Origin of the sequence: Edaphosphingomonas laterariae (assembly GCF_900188165.1) — a bacterium.
Lineage (GTDB): Bacteria > Pseudomonadota > Alphaproteobacteria > Sphingomonadales > Sphingomonadaceae > Sphingomonas_E > Sphingomonas_E laterariae.
The window spans coordinates 38,674-55,448 of sequence record NZ_FZOS01000024.1; the positions used below are offsets into that span (position 1 = coordinate 38,674).

19 protein-coding genes are annotated in these 16,775 nt (G+C 66.4%); 13 read left to right on the top strand and 6 right to left on the bottom strand.

The window, feature by feature from the left end; translation table 11 throughout:
- Positions 1-47: 47 nt before the first annotated feature.
- Together rpsU and CHB74_RS16545 are read left to right on the top strand one after the other, a co-directional pair.
- The gene (gene rpsU, locus CHB74_RS16540) at positions 48-254 is read left to right on the top strand and encodes a 30S ribosomal protein S21 (protein WP_025295445.1); all 207 of its coding nucleotides are present in this window, start codon (positions 48-50) and stop codon (positions 252-254) included.
- 67 nt (positions 255-321) lie between these two features.
- Positions 322-936: an FKBP-type peptidyl-prolyl cis-trans isomerase gene (locus tag CHB74_RS16545; RefSeq protein WP_089220704.1), complete on the top strand. Its 615-nt coding sequence runs from the start codon at positions 322-324 to the stop codon at positions 934-936.
- A 265-nt stretch (positions 937-1,201) separates the two neighbouring features.
- Here the strand turns inward: CHB74_RS16545 and CHB74_RS16550 are convergent, their stop codons facing one another.
- The 6 genes from CHB74_RS16550 to pyrE form a co-directional block, all read right to left on the bottom strand.
- Positions 1,202-2,284 carry an AI-2E family transporter gene (locus tag CHB74_RS16550; protein WP_089220705.1) on the bottom strand — a complete coding sequence of 361 codons (1,083 nt, stop codon included), beginning with the start codon at positions 2,282-2,284 and terminating at the stop codon, positions 1,202-1,204.
- A gap of 13 nt (positions 2,285-2,297) precedes the next feature.
- The gene (gene lepB / locus CHB74_RS16555) at positions 2,298-3,257 is read right to left on the bottom strand and encodes a signal peptidase I (protein WP_089220729.1); all 960 of its coding nucleotides are present in this window, start codon (positions 3,255-3,257) and stop codon (positions 2,298-2,300) included.
- Between the two features lie 79 nt (positions 3,258-3,336).
- A complete protein-coding gene (gene acpS / locus CHB74_RS16560; protein ID WP_089220706.1) occupies positions 3,337-3,738 on the bottom strand; it encodes a holo-ACP synthase in 402 nt (133 codons plus the stop codon).
- 112 nt (positions 3,739-3,850) lie between these two features.
- The gene (locus CHB74_RS16565) at positions 3,851-4,579 is read right to left on the bottom strand and encodes a pyridoxine 5'-phosphate synthase (protein WP_089220707.1); all 729 of its coding nucleotides are present in this window, start codon (positions 4,577-4,579) and stop codon (positions 3,851-3,853) included.
- A 13-nt stretch (positions 4,580-4,592) separates the two neighbouring features.
- Positions 4,593-5,678, bottom strand: a complete 1,086-nt coding sequence (locus CHB74_RS16570) for a serine hydrolase domain-containing protein (protein ID WP_089220708.1) — start codon at positions 5,676-5,678, stop codon at positions 4,593-4,595.
- A complete protein-coding gene (pyrE, locus tag CHB74_RS16575) occupies positions 5,675-6,259 on the bottom strand; it encodes an orotate phosphoribosyltransferase (RefSeq protein WP_089220709.1) in 585 nt (194 codons plus the stop codon). Before pyrE ends, CHB74_RS16570 begins: the two co-directional genes overlap by 4 nt.
- 180 nt (positions 6,260-6,439) lie before the next feature.
- Between pyrE and coxB the strand changes: the two genes are divergently transcribed.
- The 11 genes from coxB (at position 6,440) to CHB74_RS16630 (ending at position 16,647) form a co-directional block, all read left to right on the top strand.
- The gene (gene coxB / locus CHB74_RS16580) at positions 6,440-7,501 is read left to right on the top strand and encodes a cytochrome c oxidase subunit II (RefSeq protein ID WP_089220710.1); all 1,062 of its coding nucleotides are present in this window, start codon (positions 6,440-6,442) and stop codon (positions 7,499-7,501) included.
- A gap of 12 nt (positions 7,502-7,513) precedes the next feature.
- Positions 7,514-9,172, top strand: coding sequence for a cytochrome c oxidase subunit I (ctaD, locus tag CHB74_RS16585; protein WP_089220711.1), 1,659 nt, complete (start codon positions 7,514-7,516; stop codon positions 9,170-9,172).
- A gap of 92 nt (positions 9,173-9,264) precedes the next feature.
- Positions 9,265-10,176, top strand: coding sequence for a heme o synthase (locus CHB74_RS16590; protein ID WP_089220712.1), 912 nt, complete (start codon positions 9,265-9,267; stop codon positions 10,174-10,176).
- 118 nt (positions 10,177-10,294) lie between these two features.
- Entirely contained in the window at positions 10,295-10,849 is a 555-nt protein-coding gene (locus tag CHB74_RS16595) for a cytochrome c oxidase assembly protein (protein ID WP_089220713.1), read from the top strand.
- Positions 10,850-10,885: 36 nt separating this feature from the next.
- Positions 10,886-11,731, top strand: coding sequence for a cytochrome c oxidase subunit 3 (locus CHB74_RS16600; RefSeq protein WP_089220714.1), 846 nt, complete (start codon positions 10,886-10,888; stop codon positions 11,729-11,731).
- A gap of 78 nt (positions 11,732-11,809) precedes the next feature.
- Positions 11,810-12,193 carry a DUF983 domain-containing protein gene (locus CHB74_RS16605; protein WP_089220715.1) on the top strand — a complete coding sequence of 128 codons (384 nt, stop codon included), beginning with the start codon at positions 11,810-11,812 and terminating at the stop codon, positions 12,191-12,193.
- Complete coding sequence (locus tag CHB74_RS16610; RefSeq protein WP_089220716.1) at positions 12,190-12,774, top strand: SURF1 family protein; 585 nt, start codon at positions 12,190-12,192, stop codon at positions 12,772-12,774. Before CHB74_RS16605 ends, CHB74_RS16610 begins: the two co-directional genes overlap by 4 nt.
- A gap of 20 nt (positions 12,775-12,794) precedes the next feature.
- Positions 12,795-13,043 (top strand): hypothetical protein, encoded by a 249-nt coding sequence (locus CHB74_RS16615; RefSeq protein ID WP_089220717.1) that lies wholly within the window; start codon positions 12,795-12,797, stop codon positions 13,041-13,043.
- A 111-nt stretch (positions 13,044-13,154) separates the two neighbouring features.
- Positions 13,155-14,555, top strand: coding sequence for a threonine synthase (thrC, locus tag CHB74_RS16620; protein ID WP_089220718.1), 1,401 nt, complete (start codon positions 13,155-13,157; stop codon positions 14,553-14,555).
- Positions 14,552-15,781: a M16 family metallopeptidase gene (locus tag CHB74_RS16625; RefSeq protein WP_089220719.1), complete on the top strand. Its 1,230-nt coding sequence runs from the start codon at positions 14,552-14,554 to the stop codon at positions 15,779-15,781. The genes thrC and CHB74_RS16625 overlap by 4 nt, the downstream gene beginning before the upstream one ends.
- Complete coding sequence (locus CHB74_RS16630) at positions 15,778-16,647, top strand: class I SAM-dependent rRNA methyltransferase (protein WP_089220720.1); 870 nt, start codon at positions 15,778-15,780, stop codon at positions 16,645-16,647. Before CHB74_RS16625 ends, CHB74_RS16630 begins: the two co-directional genes overlap by 4 nt.
- Positions 16,648-16,775: the final 128 nt, after the last annotated feature.

Sequence of the window (16,775 nt, forward strand, 5' to 3'; positions counted from 1 at the left end):
GGTCCGAGACCCTCCGCTGGAAGCGAAGACTGGAGATCGACGGCCTTATGCAAATCATCGTTCGCGACAATAATGTCGACCAGGCGCTGCGGGCGCTCAAGAAGAAGCTGCAGCGTGAAGGCGTCTATCGCGAGATGAAGCTTCGCCGTCACTACGAGAAGCCGTCGGAAAAGCGTGCGCGTGAGCGCGCCGCGGCGATCCGTCGCGCCCGCAAGCTGGAACGCAAGCGCGCCGAGCGCGACGGCGTCAAGTAAGCTGCGTGCGGGCCCGCTGTGGCGGGCCAATGACGATTCCCGATCTTTCTGACAGAGCGAGTACCTTATGTCCGTGACCGCCGTTCCGCTGCGTCCGATCAAGAAGGGCTCGCTCGTCAAGCTCTGGGTCGGAATCGGCCTGCTGGCGGCCGCCGGCATTGCCGTCGCCTGGTCGACCACCAAGTCGGCGATCGTCGCGGCGCAGACGCCCGAAGAGTTCCTTGCCGAAAATGGCAAGCGTTCGGGCGTGGTCACCACCGCTTCGGGCCTGCAATATGAGGTTCTGAAGGAAGGTGACGGCGCCAAGCCGACGCCCGCCGACCTGACCGTCGTCAATTACGAAGGCAAGCTCGCCAAGACCGGCGTCACCTTCGACGCGTCGGCGCGCCATGGCGGCCCGGCTACGCTGCCGGTTGTCGGCCTGATCCCCGGCTGGAGCGAAGGCATCCAGCTGATGAAGCAGGGCGCCAAGTACCGCTTCTGGATGCCGCCGAACCTTGGCTATGGCGAACAGGGCGCGGGCCAGAATGGCGAGATTCCGCCGAATGCCGTGTTGCAGTTCGATCTCGAGCTGGTGGCGATCCAGCCCGGCGCGATGAACGCGATGCAGGGCATGATGGGCGGCATGGGCGGCGGTGATCCCCATGGCGGCGTCGTGCCCCCGCCGACCGAGGGCATGTAACGCCGACCGGACAGAGGGTTGAGAAAAAGGGGCGCCCGGCAGCTTGCCGCGGCGCCCCTTTTCTTTGTGCGGGCACCAGCGGGATGGCGCCTGCCGGCCATCCGTGCATGGCGCGGGGAGCGGCGAGGCTCCGATCCGTGCGCGTGGACGCCGGCGGCGTCCGCTAGAGTTGTTCGATGCGGTGTTGGGGTGCGGTAGGCCGGGCCAGCGCAGGCCGGGTCAGGGCAGGCAAGGGGGGCTTGCACGGCCCCGGCCGCGCGCCCGATCAGTTCGGGCGCAGGATCGGCGAGGCGCCGAGGCCGGCTTCCTCGGCATTGTTTTCGGAGCTTTCCTCGAGCAGCACCTTGATCATCGCGACGATCGGATCGGCCAGCGCGAGGCCGAGAATGCCGAACAGTGCGCCGAACAGGATCTGCGCGCCGAGCACCAGCGCCGGGGCGAGATCGACCGATCGCTTGGCGACCATCGGCACGATCACATAGCCATCGACGATCTGGACGACGAGATAGACGCCGATCGCCCACAGGCCCTGTTCCACGCCGGCGGAAAAGCCGACCAGCACCAGCAGCACGCCGGAGATGATCGCGCCGATATTGGGCAGGAAGGCAAGGAGGCCGGTGAGGATGCCGAGCAGTGCCGCCATCGGCACGCCGCCGACCATCAGCAAAATCCAGGTGCCGACGCCTTCCACCGCCATGCCGAGCAGGCGGCCGGCCATCAGCCGGCGGATGGTGGAGCCGAGTTCGGCCGACGTCTGGTAGAATTCGCGGCGTTTGGACATCGGCAGCATCCAGGCGACGCCGCGTTCGTAGAGGCGGGGTTCGATCGCCACGAAGATGCCGATGACGACGATCATCGCCAGGCTGGAGATCGCGCCCAAGGCGGAGCCGACGGCCATGGTGACCTGCCCGATCGATCCCAGCATCTGATCGCGGATGGCGGCGCCGTTGTGCGGCAGCATGCCCATCGAATGGGCCCATTCGGTGATGTGGTGGAACTGGGTGGTGACCACGCTTTGCAGCGTTTCGAACTGGGCGGCGATCGACGCGCCGGCGAAATAGACGGTCCAGACGAGGAACGACATGGTGGCCAGGCAAACGATCGCCAGCCGCCAGCCGCGCCCGATCGGCAGCACGCGGCCGAGCAGCCTTGTGCCGCCATCGAGCATCGAGGCGAAGACGAGGCCCGCGACGATCAGGAGCAGCGGCTGGGCGAGGAACCAGACGAGGATGATGGCGACGCCGAGGCCTAGCCAGACGGCGGCGCGTTTCAGCTCGCGCGCCGTCGTCGGATCGCGGAAGTCGGAGGGGCCGGGTTGTTCCGGCGCAAAATCTGCGGGATCGCTCATCCGGCCGCCTCGTTTATTCGCTGGGTTGTGCCGCCTTTTCGGGCCGCAGGCTGGTGCCGGCCCGGCCGCCACGCATGGCGGTGAACCAGCTGATCGGGTTCACGAAGGACGAGGTGCCGTCCAGCGAGAAGGTTATGAATTCCGCCCTGCCGCCGAGATTTTCGACCGGCACCGGCCCGCCGAGCCCGCCTTCGACCGAAGCGACGCGGCTGTCGGCCGATTGATCGCGATTGTCGCCCATCAGGAAGACATGGCCGGCCGGGATGGTCAGCGCCGGATAATCGTCGGTCCGTCCGCCGGGGCCAAGGTCGATCGTGTCGTAGCTGACGCCGTTGGGCAGCGTTTCGCGCACGCGCGGCATCTGGCAATATTCGCGCCCGTCCGGTCCCGTCACGCGCAGGCGATAGACGTCGTCGGAATCGCACGGGATGTTGGCGTCGATCGGGATCATCGCCGGCGCCAGGAAATCACGCTTCACCGGCACGCCGTTGAGGATGACGACGCCGTTGCGCAGTTCGATCCGATCGCCCGGCAGGCCGATCACGCGCTTGATATAATCGGTATATTGCGTCGGCGGCTTGGCGATCACGATGTCGCCGCGTTCGGGCAGATGGCCGAACAGGCGGCCGGGGATGAAGGGGATCGACAGATAATCCTGCCCCGTCAGCCGGCCGAGCCATTCGCCCGGCGCACCCGGAATGCGCGTGATGCTGGGCGACACGTAGGACCAGCCATAAGGATATTTGGTCACCACCAGCCGATCGCCCTTGATGAGCGTCGGCATCATCGATTCGGACGGGATGTAGAACGGCTTGGCGAGGAAGCTGTGAAAGCCGAGCACCGCCAGCACCAGCCAGAACACGCCCTTGGCTTCGGCCCACCAGTCGGTTCCGGGCTTGGCCTCGGCCTCGCTCTTTCCCGGCGTCGGGCCGGGCGTTTCGGGGGCCGGGGGGACGGTCTCTTCGATACTCATCAGCACATCACGATCGCTCACGCGATCCACTCCTTGAAATGGGTACGCCAGTTACGGGCCCCGATCGCATCCTTGGCGATCACAGGGCGCGGGCATAGAGGATGACGAACGCCTGCGCCCAGGGGTGGTCGTCGGTCAGCGTCAGATGCACTTCGATGGCGTGGCCCGCCGGCGTCAGCGCGTCAAGCCTTGCCTTGGCCCCGCCGGTCAGCGCGAGTGTCGGCGCGCCCGACGGCGCGTTGACCACGCCGATATCCTTCATGAACACACCGGCGCGAAATCCGGTGCCGACGGCCTTGGAAAAGGCTTCCTTGGCGGCGAAGCGTTTGGCGTAGGTGGCGGCGCGGGTGAGGGTGCGGCGTTCCGCCTTGGCCCGCTCCACATCGGTGAAGACGCGGTTGACGAAGCGTTCGCCGAAACGATCGAGCGAATTCTGGATCCGCGCGATGTTGCAGAGATCGGAACCGATACCGACGATCATGGCTGCCTCCCCAAACCGTCATCGCAGCGCAGGCTGGGATCGTGTGCGGCAAGGGCGCGCCCAGCCACCTTGCGACCCCGGCCTGCGCTGGGGTGACGGGCGTAGAAAAGGATCATCGTGCCTGATCCATCAGTTCGCGCATCCGCGCGACGCTGGCGGCGAGCCCGGTGAAGATCGCCTCGCCGATCAGGAAATGGCCGATATTGAGTTCCTTCAGCTGCGGGATCGCGGCGACCGGCATGACATTGTCGAAGGTGAGGCCATGGCCGGCATGGGGCTCGATGCCATTCTTGGCGGCAAGTGCCGCGGCATCGGCGATGCGGCGCAATTCGGTGGCGCGCGCCTCGCCCGCGACATGGGCGTAGCGGCCGGTGTGGAATTCGACGACGGGTGCCTTCAGGCGGATCGCCGCCTCGATCTGGCGGGGATCGGGTTCGATGAACAGGCTGACGCGGATGCCGGCGTCCGCCAGCCGGCCGACGATCGGCGCGAGATGATCGAACTGCCCTGCCGCGTCGAGCCCACCTTCGGTGGTCCGTTCCTCGCGCCGTTCGGGCACGATACAGGCGGCATGCGGGCGGTGGCGGAGCGCGATCGCCAGCATCTCGTCGGTGGCGGCCATTTCGAGGTTCAGCGGCAGCGCGATGCCCGCCATCAGCCGATCGATATCGCCATCGGTGATATGACGGCGATCTTCGCGCAGATGGGCGGTGATGCCGTCGGCGCCCGCTTCGGCCGCTATGATCGCCGCGCGCACCGGATCGGGATGTTCCCCGCCGCGCGCGTTGCGGATGGTGGCGACATGATCGATGTTGACGCCGAGGCGGAGACGGTCGGTCATCACGTAGCGAACCTCATGGGGCAGGGCACAGAGCGGCGGCGAGCATGTCGTGCGCGAAGCCCGATCGATCGCCGACCTCGCCATAGTCGAAATCGCCGCGATTGGTGAACAGGATCACGGCGACGCGGGCGTGGGGCGCGAGAAAATTGCGGATCTGGACGCCGCCGATCGATCCGCGTCGTTCCACCAGCGCCACTTCGTCGGGGCAGCCCTGCAGCGACGCGGCATAGCTCCATGCGCCAAGCGCGGCGAAGCCGAGGCCGGGATCGCCCGTCCACATCGCGGCGGTCTGGATGCGATCGAGCAGCCGGTTTTCCATCAGCGCGCGATCGAACAGCCACAGGTCGCGCGGGCGCATGAAGGCGGCGCCCGCCGCGCCATAGCTGCCGAGATTGATCGCCGGTTCGGCCACATACTTTGCGATAAGGCCGGAAACATGCGGCGCGGGCGGCCCGGCGAAGGCGAATAGGCCAAGCGAGGCCAGGCCGAGCGGCCGGGCGATCCGTTCGTCGAGCAGGGTGGCGAAGCTCTTGCCCGTCACCTTCTCGGCAAGCGCGCCGAGCACCAGATAATCGCAATTATTATAATGGAATCCGGCTGGCGCCTGGGTGCGTGGCGGGCCCGCGCAAAAGCCCGACGCGGCCGCGGCCGGATCGGCCGCCACGCCCTGTTGCCGGTAGAAGGCAGGTACGTCGTCGTCGCCGCCGGGCATGCCGGCCGACGGGTCGGGCAGGCCGCTTTCGTGGCGCAGCAGCATCCGCACCGTGATCTTGTCGGCATGGGGGGCGGGCCATTCCGGCCACCAGGTGCGCACCGGTGCCTCAAGGTCGATCGTGCCCGCCGCCACTTCCTGCAGGATGATCAGCGCGGCGAGCTGCTTGGTGACCGACGCGAGCCGCCACACCGAATCGATCCGATGCGGTTCGCCAGGCCGGACCTCGCCCGCCGCGCGCTCATAGACGAGCGCGGAGCCTTCGCCGATCAGCGCGACGCCCTGGAAGCCCGAGGCCGCGATCGCCTGATCGGCGCGGGCTCCGTCCGCCGCCTGCGCCGCGCCGGCCGCGAACAGCAGCGCGATCGCGGCGACGGCCAGCTTCATGCGGCGGCCCGGCTTCCCGGCTTGATCGCCGGAATGGCGGCGAGTTCGGGGGGCAGGTTTTCGGGATCGTAGGTCGGCACCGACAGGCGGATGAGCGGGTAGAAGGGCACGCCGAGATCGGCCTTGCCGTCCGACCGGTCGACCAGGGCGGCCGCCGCAATCACCTCGCCACCGGCGGCGTTGACGGCCTTGATCGCCTCGCGCGAGGACAGGCCGGTGGTGACGACGTCTTCGACCAGCAGCACCTTCTGGCCGGGGTGGAGGCGGAAACCCCGGCGCAGTTCGAAGGTGCCGGTCGGGCGTTCGACGAACATCGCGTCGAGGCCGAGCGCGCGGCCCATCTCATGCCCGATGATCACGCCGCCCATCGCCGGCGATACCACCGCGCCGAGCTGGATCTTCACCTTGTCGGGGATTTGAAAAGCGGCCGCTTCTGCCAACTTGGCCGCTCGAGCCGGGTTCATCAACACGCGCGCGCACTGCAAATAACGCGACGAACGAAGCCCCGACGAAAGAATGAAATGACCCTCCAAAAGGGCCTCCGCAGCGCGGAATTCCGCCAGTATCTCTTCTTCGGTCATCTTGGTCCTCCTGGCGGTTGATTGCCGTGCCAGATAGGCTTGCGCGGCGCTGGCATCAACTGCTGGAGATTATGCGATTCCAGTGCTTGAGGCAGGCGCCACCCGACACTATAAGCGCCGCGATCGCGAGAGGCCCTAAAAACGAACAGCCGCAAGGGAAGCGGTGCTTACGGGGGTGAGATGAGAACATTGAAGACCATGATGATGGCGCTGACGCTGGCCGCTGCACCCGCAGCCGCACTGGCTCAGAATGCCACAGCCCCCGCCGCGTCCGCGGCGCCGGCGGCAACCGCTGCCGCCGGGGATTCGGCCGATGCAGCCGCCAAGCCCGTTTTCCAACATGCTGCGCCGGAAGCCGAAATCGGCCAGCCGATTCCCGGTGGCTGGAAGATCCAGCCGCAGGTGACCGAGCTGGGCGAAGACGGCCAGTGGCTCCACGATGCGATTCTCGTGCCGATCATCGTCGCGATCTCGGTCTTCGTGCTCGGCCTGATGCTGTGGGCGATGTTCCGCTATCGCGCGGCCGCCAACCCGGTGCCGTCGAAGACCACGCACAACACCTTCATCGAGGTGATCTGGACGCTGGTTCCGGTGCTGATCCTGCTGGTGATCGCGGTGCCGTCGATCCGGCTGCTCGCCGCCCAGTATAATCAGCCCAAGGCCGATGTGACGATCAAGGTGATCGGCAACCAGTGGTACTGGACCTATCAGTATCCGGACAATGGCGACTTCGAAATCGTCTCCAACATGCTGAAGGAGAAGGACGAGGTTAAGGAAGGCGAGCGTTTCCGCACCGATGCGGACGGCCCCCGCCTGCTTGCCGTCGACGAACGGATCGTGGTGCCGGTCGGCGCCGTCGTGAAGCTGATCGTCACCTCGAACGACGTGATCCACAGCTTCGCGGTTCCCGCCTTCTGGGCCAAGATGGACGCCGTTCCCGGCCGTCTCAACGAAACCTGGTTCAAGGCCGATCGCGTCGGCGTCTATTTCGGCCAGTGTTCGGAACTGTGCGGCGCGCGCCATGCCTATATGCCGATCGCCGTCGAAGTGGTCGAACCCGCCCGCTATGCGGAATGGGTGAAGTTGAAGGGCGGCACGATGCCGGGTGAAAAGGCGGCCGAAGAGGCTGCCGCGTCCGCCGCTGCCGAACCCGCCGCCACGGCTGCCGCCGCTCCCGCCGAGGAGCCGGCCGCCGCCCCGGTCGCCAACGCCAACGCCGCCGCTGCGGCGCCGACGAACTAAGGCTGACAGATAATGACAGACGCAACCGCAGCGCCCGCGCATTTCCAGGCGCATGACGATCATGCGCACCACGACGCGGATCACAAGCCGGGCTTCTTCGCCCGCTGGTTCATGTCCACCAACCACAAGGACATCGGCACGCTCTACCTGATCTTCGCGATCATCGCCGGCATCATCGGCGGCGCGATTTCGGGCCTGATGCGCGTCGAGCTGGCCGAGCCGGGGATCCAGTATCTGCCGACCTGGCTGGAAATGCTCCATGGCCCGGGCACCTTCGACGAGGCGCTCCACCTGTGGAACGTGCTCGTCACCGCGCACGGCCTGATCATGGTGTTCTTCATGGTCATGCCGGCGATGATCGGCGGCTTCGGCAACTGGTTCGTGCCGATCATGATCGGCGCGCCGGACATGGCCTTCCCGCGCATGAACAACGTGTCGTTCTGGCTGCTGGTGCCGGCCTTCATCCTGCTGCTCGCCTCGCCCTTCTTCGGCGGCGCCGGCACGGGCTGGACGGTCTATGCCCCGCTTTCCACTTATGGTGAGCCCGGGCCGTCGGTCGACATGGCGATCCTGTCGCTCCACATTGCGGGCGCGAGCTCGATCCTGGGCGCGATCAACTTCATCACCACCATCTTCAACATGCGCGCGCCGGGCATGACGCTCCACAAGATGCCGCTGTTCGTGTGGTCGGTGCTGATCACCGCCTTCCTGCTGCTGCTCGCGCTGCCGGTGCTCGCCGCCGCCATCACGATGCTGCTGACCGACCGCAACTTCGGCACGACCTTCTATGATCCGGCCGGTGGTGGCGATCCGATCCTCTATCAGCACCTGTTCTGGTTCTTCGGCCACCCCGAAGTGTACATCATGATCCTGCCGGGCTTCGGCATCGTCAGCCACATCATCTCGACCTTCTCGAAGAAGCCGATCTTCGGCTATCTCGGCATGGCCTATGCCATGGTCGCGATCGGCGTGGTCGGCTTCATCGTGTGGGCGCACCACATGTTCACGACCGGCCTGGACGTGAACACCAAGATGTACTTCACCGCCGCAACGATGGTGATCGCGGTGCCGACCGGCATCAAGATCTTCTCGTGGATCGCCACGATGTGGGGCGGTTCGATGACCTTCAAGACCCCGATGGTCTGGTCGCTGGGCTTCATCTTCATGTTCACCGTCGGTGGCGTGACGGGTGTCGTGCTCGCCAATGGCGGCGTCGACAACTATATGCACGACACCTATTATGTCGTGGCCCACTTCCACTACGTGCTCTCGCTGGGTGCGGTGTTCGGTCTCTTCGCCGGCTTCTATTACTGGTTCGGCAAGATGTGGGGTAAGCAGTATAATGAGTTCCTCGGCCACCTGCACTTCTGGGTGTTCTTCGTGGGCGTGAACCTGCTGTTCTTCCCGATGCACTTCCTCGGCCTCGACGGCATGCCGCGCCGCTACCCGGACTATCCGGATGCGTTCGGCCAGTACAATCACCTCGCGACCCTGGGTTACAAGGTGATGGCCGTGGGCATGGTGATCTTCTTCATCAACGTCATCTGGTCGCTGATCGCGGGCAAGAAGGCGGAAGGAAATCCGTGGGGCGAAGGCGCCACGACGCTGGAATGGACGCTGTCCAGCCCGCCGCCGTTCCACCAGTTCGAGACGCTTCCGAAGGTCGATTGAGACCGGACGGCAGCTTGAACCACGATCGCCGCCGCTCCGGTATCTTCCGGGGCGGCGGCCTAGTATAATCGGCCAGCGACGTTTGGACTGAGATGAACAGCACGACGATGAACGGCACGGTCACAGCACCGGCGGACTGGCGCGACTTCCTTGCCCTGTGCAAGCCGCGGGTGCTGACGCTGGTCGTGTTCACGGGGCTGTGCGGGCTGCTGGCTGCGCCGGTTTCGATCCATCCGGTGATCGGCTTCACTGCGATCCTGTGCATCACGCTCGGGGCGGCGGCGGCGGGTGCGCTCAATCAATGGTATGAGGCCGATCTCGACGCGAAGATGAAGCGCACCGCCAATCGGCCGCTGCCGGCCGGGCGGATGGACCGCCAGTCCGCGCTGCATTTCGGCGTCGGCCTCGGCACCTTCTCGGTCCTGCTGATGGGGCTGGCGGTGAACGTGCTGTCGGCGGCCATCCTCACCGCCTCGATCCTTTTCTACGTCCTGATCTACACGGTGTGGCTCAAGCGGCGGACGCCGCAGAACATCGTGATCGGCGGCGCGGCGGGCGCCTTCCCGCCGCTGATCGGCTGGGCGGCGGCGACCAACCAGATCGATCTGCTGCCGGTGCTGCTGTTCGCCATCGTCTTCCTGTGGACGCCGCCGCATTTCTGGGCGCTGTCGCTGTTCGTGCGTACCGATTACGCCAATGCCGGCGTGCCGATGCTGCCGGTGGTGGCGGGCACGCGCACGACGCGCAACCAGGTGCTGCTCTACACGCTGCCGATGGCCGCCGCCGCGGTGGCGCCCTGGCCGCTGGGGATGACCGGCGCGATCTACGGCATTGCTGCCGTGGTCCTGTCGGGCGTCTTCCTGCTGCTTTCGGCGCGGGTGTGCTTCAACAATGAAACCGACCAGGCGAAGATGAAGCCCGAACGGCAGCTCTTCGCTTATTCGATCGTCTATCTCTTCGTTTTGTTCGGCGCGCTCGTCGCCGACCGGATGGTGCTCGCATGAATCTGCCCGATGATGAAATCCGCCGCCGTCAGCGCAGCCGTGCCCTGGTGATGGCGCTGATCCTCGGCGCGCTGGTGATCCTGTTCTACGCGATCTCGATCGCGAAGATGGCCTGACCATGACGACGCTGGCCGAACGCAACCGCCGGGTGGGGCTGATGGCCATGGCGCTGGTGGGCGCGATGATCGGCCTCGGCTTCGCCAGCGTGCCGCTCTATCGGCTGTTCTGCCAGGTCACCGGCTTCAACGGCACGATCCAGAAGGCGGAAGGTGCGAAGGCGCCGGGTGCGGTGGTCGGCAAGATCGTCAACGTCCGCTTCGACGGCAATGTGAAGCCCGGCATGCCGTGGAAGTTCGCGCCCGAGGAGCATGTGCAGCGCGTGGCCGTGGGCGCAAGGGACATGGCCTTCTACAACGCCACGAATTTGAGCGACAAGCCGATCAAGGGCACCGCCACCTTCAACGTCACGCCAAGCCAGGCGGGGCAGTATTTCACGAAGATCCAGTGCTTCTGCTTTACCGAGCAGGTGCTGCAGCCCGGCGAAACCATGCGCATGCCGGTGATCTTCTATGTGGATCCGAAGATCCTGCAGGATCCAGACGCCAAGAATATCAACGAAATCACCCTTTCCTACACCTTCTTCCCGGTGGATTCCGCCGACGACGAGGGTTAAGGGACAGGCAAAGGGAATACCCAGGGGACGAGAAAGATGGCTGGAGCCAAGACTCACGACTTCCATATTCTTCCGCCCAGCATCTGGCCGCTGGTCGGATCGCTGGCGGCGCTCATCATGGCGACCGGCGGCATCATGTGGATGCACGAAGCCGCTTATGGTGGCTATGTGTTCTTCGCGGGCGTTGCGGCGCTGCTCTTCACCTTCTACTCCTGGTGGTCGGATGTCATCCGCGAGGCGCATGCCGGCGATCACACGCCCGTGGTCCAGCTGCACCTGCGCTACGGCATGATCCTGTTCATCGCGTCCGAAGTGATGTTCTTCGTCGGCTGGTTCTGGGCGTGGTTCGATTTCTCGCTGTTCCCGGCCCCGGTCGAAGTCAGCGAAGGCGCGGTCACGCTCACCCAGGCGGCGGGCATCTGGCCGCCCAAGGGCCTGGAAGTGATCGATCCCTTCCACCTGCCGCTGCTCAACACGCTGATCCTGCTCTGCTCGGGCACGACGGTCACCTGGGCGCACCACGCGCTGCTGCACGGCGACCGCAAGGGCCTCAAGACGGGCCTGTGGCTCACCGTCATCCTCGGCCTCGTGTTCAGCTGCATCCAAGCCTATGAATATGCCCATGCCCCGTTCGCCTTCAAAGGCCTGAACTATGGCGCGGCCTTCTACATGGCGACCGGTTTCCACGGCTTCCACGTGCTGGTCGGCACGATCTTCCTGATCGTCTGCCTGATCCGCGCCTATAAGGGCCACTTCACGCCGAAGCAGCATTTCGGCTTCGAAGCGGCGGCCTGGTACTGGCACTTCGTCGACGTGGTGTGGCTGTTCCTCTTCGTCGCCGTCTATGTCTGGGGCGGCTGGGGCGCGCCGGTCCACGGCTGATAGGCCGGGGGAAATCCAGGTGATGCAAGCGCCGCTCCGGCTAGGCCGGGGCGGCGCTTGTGCTATGGCGGGACTGCAATGAAAACGCCCACGCCCTTCGAATCCGGCCTGCACGGCCTGTGCCCGCGCTGCGGCGCGAAAACGCTGTTCGCGGGAATCGCGAATTTCGCGCCGGCCTGCCGCGCCTGCGGCCTGTCCTACGCCAGCTTCAATGTCGGCGATGGCCCGGCGGCCTTTCTGACATTGGGCGTCGGCGCGCTGGTGACGGTGCTGGCGATCACGCTGGAATTGTCGGTCCAGCCGCCCTTCTGGGTTCACCTGCTGCTGTGGGTGCCGGTGACGGCCGTAGCGGTGCTGGGCACGCTGCGCCTCGCCAAGGGCATGCTGCTGGCGCTCGAATATCGCAACGCCGCGCGCGAGGGCCGGCTGGTCGAGGATGTCGAGGAAGGGACGCAGCCATGAAGCGATTGCCATTCTGGCCGACCCTGCTGGTGCTCGTCGCCGTCGCGGTGATGGTGGGGCTGGGCATCTGGCAGCTCCATCGGGCCGATTGGAAGGACGGGCTGCTCGCCAGATATGCGGCGGCCGAAAAGCTGCCGCCGACGGCCTTCCCGGCGGTGCCGGTGCCGGACGAGGCGCTCGTCTTCCGGCGGGCGACCGGCCATTGCCTCGAAGTGGTGAAGTGGGATGCGCGGGCCGGGCGCAACCGGCAGGGCGAACAGGGCTGGCGCCACATCGCATCGTGCCGCACCGGCGGCGGCGAAGGGCCGGGCATGGCGGTGGATTATGGCTGGTCGCGCAGTTCGGACGCGCCCAAGGCCGCCAACCTCGCCGGCGCGGTGGACGGCGTGATCGATTTCGATCGCGACCGCGTGTTCATCCTCGTCGCCGACAAGGCCGCGCCGGGGCTGGAGGCGAGCGAGAAGCCGTCGCCCGCCAATATCCCCAACAATCATCGCGGCTATGCCGTGCAATGGTTCCTGTTCGCGGCGGTGGCGCTGGTGATCTACGTTATCGCGCTCAGGACGCGGAAGGCGGCGTAGTCGGGGCGGGGGTGAGCGACATGGCGGGATCGACCGGCGATACGGGCAAGCGCAAGTCCGACGCGATAGGCGAGGTGAAGGAACTCGCCGGGGATGTCGCGATCGAGATCGCGGTGGACGCCGTGATCGAAACCGCGTGGCAGGCGGCGGCCGGCGCGATGGACGTCGCGACCAACGTGGCCGGCGCTGCGCTCGAATGCGGATCGGCCATCGTCGAAGGTGGCTGCGCGCTTGGCGGCAAGATCGTCGAGGGCGTGGCCGATCTCTGATTGATCGGTGTCGGCACCTGCCGCCGCCAGCTGTTATTTTCGTGCCCCAATCCGGGGCGATGTGCCAGAAAAGTTGCCCCGGGGCGTCCACGCGGCTAAGCGCGGCGCACTATGCGCTATATCAGCACCCGGGGCGCCGCGCCCGCGCTCGATTTCGAGAACGTCACCCTGACCGGCCTTGCCGCCGATGGCGGGCTATATGTGCCGGAAAGCTGGCCGCACTTCTCGGCCGAGGCGATCCGCAAGCTGGCGGGCCTGTCCTATGTCGACACCGCCGTCGAGGTGATGGCGCCGTTCGTCGGGGATTCGCTGACGCGCGAGGAACTGCGTTCGCTCTGCACCGCCGCTTATGGCCGGTTCGACCATGAGGCGGTGACGCCGCTCGTCCAGCTCGATCCGACCAACTGGCTGCTCGAACTGTTCCACGGCCCGACCCTGGCCTTCAAGGATGTGGCGCTGCAGCTGCTCGGCTTGCTGTTCGAACGCTTCCTGTCGACCCGCGACACGCATCTGACGGTTGTCGGCGCGACGTCCGGCGATACCGGTTCGGCCGCGATCGACGCGCTCGCCGGGCGCGCCAAGGTCGACATCTTCATGCTCCATCCGCTGGGCCGCGTGTCCGACGTGCAGCGCCGGCAGATGACGACGGTGCTGGCGCCCAACGTCCACAATATCGCGATCGAAGGCAGCTTCGATGACGCGCAGGCGCTGGTGAAGGCGATGTTCGCCGATCAGGGCTTTGCCGGCCGCTTCCGCCTGAGCGCGGTCAATTCGATCAACTGGGCGCGGCTGATGGCCCAGATCGTCTATTATTTCTACGCGGCCGTGCGGCTGGGCGCGCCCGACCGTTCGATCGCCTTCTCAGTGCCGACGGGCAATTTCGGCGATGTGTTCGCGGGCTATGCGGCGGCCAGGATGGGCCTGCCGGTGGCCAAGCTGATCGTCGCGACCAACGTCAACGACATCCTGCACCGCGCGCTTTCGGCCGGCGACTATTCGGTGGGCACGGTCACGCCGACGGCGGCGCCGTCGATGGACATCCAGGTCAGTTCCAATTTCGAACGGCTGCTGTTCGATCTTCACGCCCGCGACGGCAAGGCGCTGGCCGCGACGATGGCCGGTTTCGAGGCGTCGAAGACGCTGGCGATCCCGCAGGCGATGCGCGCACAGGCGGCGGACCTGTTCACCAGCGCCCGCATCGATGCCGATGGCATGGCGCTCGCCATGCGCCGCGCCGCCGAAAAGAGCGGCCAGATCATCGATCCGCACACCGCTATCGGCCTTGCCGCCGCGCACCGCGCCGATCTTGGCCGCGACGTGCCGGTGGTGACGCTGGCGACGGCGCATGCCGCCAAGTTCCGCGACGCGGTGGAACGCGCGACCGGCAATCGCCCGCATCTGCCGGCGCGGGTGGGCAATCTGTTCGAACGGGAAGAGCGTTATGCGACGCTTCCCGCGACGCTCGACGCGATCCAGGGGTATATCGCGGAACGGGCGACCCCCGCGCGATGACCGCCCGCCTCCATCGGCTGGCGAACGGGCTCACCGTCGCGGTCGAGCCGATGGACGGGGTGGAGACGCTGGCCGTCGGCCTTTATGCCGATGTCGGCGCGCGATCCGAACCGGCGGGGCTGGGCGGGCTCGCCCACATGGTCGAACATATGGTGTTCAAGGGCGCCGGCACCCGTGATGCCCGCGCCATCGCCGAGGATATCGAGGATGTCGGTGGATCGCTGAACGCCTGGACGGCGCGCGACCACACCGTGTTCCATGCGCGCCTGCTGGCCGGTGATCTGGCGCTCGGCACCGGCATGATCGCCGATCTCGTCCGCGCGCCGCATTTCGACGCGGACGAACTGGAACGGGAAAAGCAGGTCGTGCTGTCCGAACTGGGTGAGGCGCGCGACACGCCCGACGATATCGTGTTCGATCACCTGCAGGCGGCGGCCTTCCCCGGCCAGCCGCTGGGCGTGCCCGTGCTGGGCGACGAGGCGAGCATTGCCGCGATCGACATCGCCGCGCTCAAGCGCTGGGTGGCGGATCAGTATCGCCCGGCCGGGCTGGTGCTGGCCGCGGCGGGCAAGGTGGATGAAGACGAGCTGCTGCGACTGGCCGAGACGCATTTCGGCGACATGGTCGCCGGCAGCGCGGCGCCGGCGGCGGGCGCCAGCTTCTCGATCGGCGGCAAGCATGATCGCCGGCGGTTCGATCAGATTCACCTCGCGCTCGGCTGGCAGGGTGTCGGCTATCGCGATCCGACAGTGCATGCGCTGGCCTTGTTCACGCAGGCCGCCGGCGGCGGCATGTCATCGCGCCTGTTCCAGGAACTGCGCGAGCAGCGGGGCTTGGCCTATAGCGTCTATGCCTGGGCGCAGAGCTATGCCGATACCGGGCTGTTCGGCGTCTATTGCGCCGCTGGGCGCGAACAGGGCGCCGAGGCGCTGGCGCTGGCCGAAGAGGTGCTGGCCCGCACGGCCGAGGGCATGACCGATACGGAACTGGAGCGCGCGCGCGTGCAGGCCAAGGCCGGGCTGCTGATGGGGCTGGAAGGCCCGGCGGCGCGGTGCGACCATCTCGCGCGGCAGATTCACGTCCACGGCCGGATCGTCCCGGCCAGCGAAACCGTGGCCGCGATCGACGCGGTGGCGCTGGCGGATGCGCGGGCGGCGGGGCAGCGGGCGCTTGGCGGTGGCCGCGCGATCGCCACCGTGGGCGGCAAATTGGCGAAGGCGGCATGAACGATCTGATCACCCTGATAACCGAAGCCTGGCCGGATTACGGGCTGGTCGATTCGGGCCATGGCCGCAAGCTGGAACGCTATGGCCGTTTCCGCTTCATCCGCCCCGAACCGCAGGCGATGTGGGCGCCGGCGGATCCCAATTGGGAAGCCGATGGCGATTTCATCGCCGCGTCCGACGAAGATGGCGGCGGCAAATGGCATTTGTCGCGCGATGTGCCGCGCGGCGGCTGGCACCTGAAGTGGGAGGAGGTGCGCTTCCTCGCCCAGAACACGCCCTTCCGCCACCTGGCTTTCTTCCCCGACATGGCGCCGCAATGGGCGTGGATGCGCGACCGGATCGACGAGGGGGACGAGGCGCTCAACCTGTTCGGCTATACCGGCGTCGGCACGCTGGCGCTGGCGGCGAAGGGCGCCAAGGTGACGCATGTCGATGCCTCGAAGAAATCGGTCGAGGCAGGCAAGGCCAACGCCTTCCTGTCCGACATGGCCGACCGGCCGATCCGCTGGATGGTGGACGATGCGGTGAAGTTCGCCGCGCGCGAGGTGCGGCGCGGCCGCCGCTATGACGGCATCATGCTCGATCCCCCTAAATTCGGCCGTGGCCCCGATGGCGAGGTCTGGCGGCTGGAGGAGCATCTGCCCGGGCTGATCACCCATTGCGTCAACCTGCTCGACGAGAAGTCCAAGTTCCTCGTGCTGACGGTTTACGCCGTGCGCATGTCGGCGCTGGCGATCGGCGAACTGCTGAAACAGGCGACCGCGCATCTCGGCGGCCGCGTGGAAGTGGGCGAAATGGCCGTGCGCGAAGAAGCGCGCGGGCTGCTGCTGCCGACGGCGATCTTCGCGCGGTGGGTGCGGGATTAGAGCAGTTTCCGATCCGACTACGTCGGCTCGAATGCTCTAGGCTGTAGTGACATTTTAGGGATTCACGTTGGACTGGATTTCTGATTCAACGCTGACTTTTGGAGGTTGGCGTGGAAGGGGAAGTGCTG

What these genes read in the sequence shown, in the direction of transcription:
- ctaD (WP_089220711.1), top strand. Translation starts at nt 7,514, where the DNA reads ATGACAGACGCAACCGCAGCGCCCGCGCATTTCCAGGCGCATGACGAT.
- CHB74_RS16595 (WP_089220713.1), top strand. Translation starts at nt 10,295, where the DNA reads ATGACGACGCTGGCCGAACGCAACCGCCGGGTGGGGCTGATGGCCATG.
- coxB (WP_089220710.1), top strand. Translation starts at nt 6,440, where the DNA reads ATGAGAACATTGAAGACCATGATGATGGCGCTGACGCTGGCCGCTGCA.
- CHB74_RS16565 (WP_089220707.1), bottom strand. Translation starts at nt 4,579, where the DNA reads ATGACCGACCGTCTCCGCCTCGGCGTCAACATCGATCATGTCGCCACC.
- pyrE (WP_089220709.1), bottom strand. Translation starts at nt 6,259, where the DNA reads ATGACCGAAGAAGAGATACTGGCGGAATTCCGCGCTGCGGAGGCCCTT.
- rpsU (WP_025295445.1), top strand. Translation starts at nt 48, where the DNA reads ATGCAAATCATCGTTCGCGACAATAATGTCGACCAGGCGCTGCGGGCG.
- CHB74_RS16600 (WP_089220714.1), top strand. Translation starts at nt 10,886, where the DNA reads ATGGCTGGAGCCAAGACTCACGACTTCCATATTCTTCCGCCCAGCATC.
- CHB74_RS16630 (WP_089220720.1), top strand. Translation starts at nt 15,778, where the DNA reads ATGAACGATCTGATCACCCTGATAACCGAAGCCTGGCCGGATTACGGG.
- CHB74_RS16570 (WP_089220708.1), bottom strand. Translation starts at nt 5,678, where the DNA reads ATGAAGCTGGCCGTCGCCGCGATCGCGCTGCTGTTCGCGGCCGGCGCG.
- CHB74_RS16625 (WP_089220719.1), top strand. Translation starts at nt 14,552, where the DNA reads ATGACCGCCCGCCTCCATCGGCTGGCGAACGGGCTCACCGTCGCGGTC.
- CHB74_RS16545 (WP_089220704.1), top strand. Translation starts at nt 322, where the DNA reads ATGTCCGTGACCGCCGTTCCGCTGCGTCCGATCAAGAAGGGCTCGCTC.
- CHB74_RS16610 (WP_089220716.1), top strand. Translation starts at nt 12,190, where the DNA reads ATGAAGCGATTGCCATTCTGGCCGACCCTGCTGGTGCTCGTCGCCGTC.
- CHB74_RS16605 (WP_089220715.1), top strand. Translation starts at nt 11,810, where the DNA reads ATGAAAACGCCCACGCCCTTCGAATCCGGCCTGCACGGCCTGTGCCCG.
- CHB74_RS16550 (WP_089220705.1), bottom strand. Translation starts at nt 2,284, where the DNA reads ATGAGCGATCCCGCAGATTTTGCGCCGGAACAACCCGGCCCCTCCGAC.
- thrC (WP_089220718.1), top strand. Translation starts at nt 13,155, where the DNA reads ATGCGCTATATCAGCACCCGGGGCGCCGCGCCCGCGCTCGATTTCGAG.
- CHB74_RS16590 (WP_089220712.1), top strand. Translation starts at nt 9,265, where the DNA reads ATGAACAGCACGACGATGAACGGCACGGTCACAGCACCGGCGGACTGG.
- acpS (WP_089220706.1), bottom strand. Translation starts at nt 3,738, where the DNA reads ATGATCGTCGGTATCGGTTCCGATCTCTGCAACATCGCGCGGATCCAG.
- lepB (WP_089220729.1), bottom strand. Translation starts at nt 3,257, where the DNA reads ATGAGTATCGAAGAGACCGTCCCCCCGGCCCCCGAAACGCCCGGCCCG.
- CHB74_RS16615 (WP_089220717.1), top strand. Translation starts at nt 12,795, where the DNA reads ATGGCGGGATCGACCGGCGATACGGGCAAGCGCAAGTCCGACGCGATA.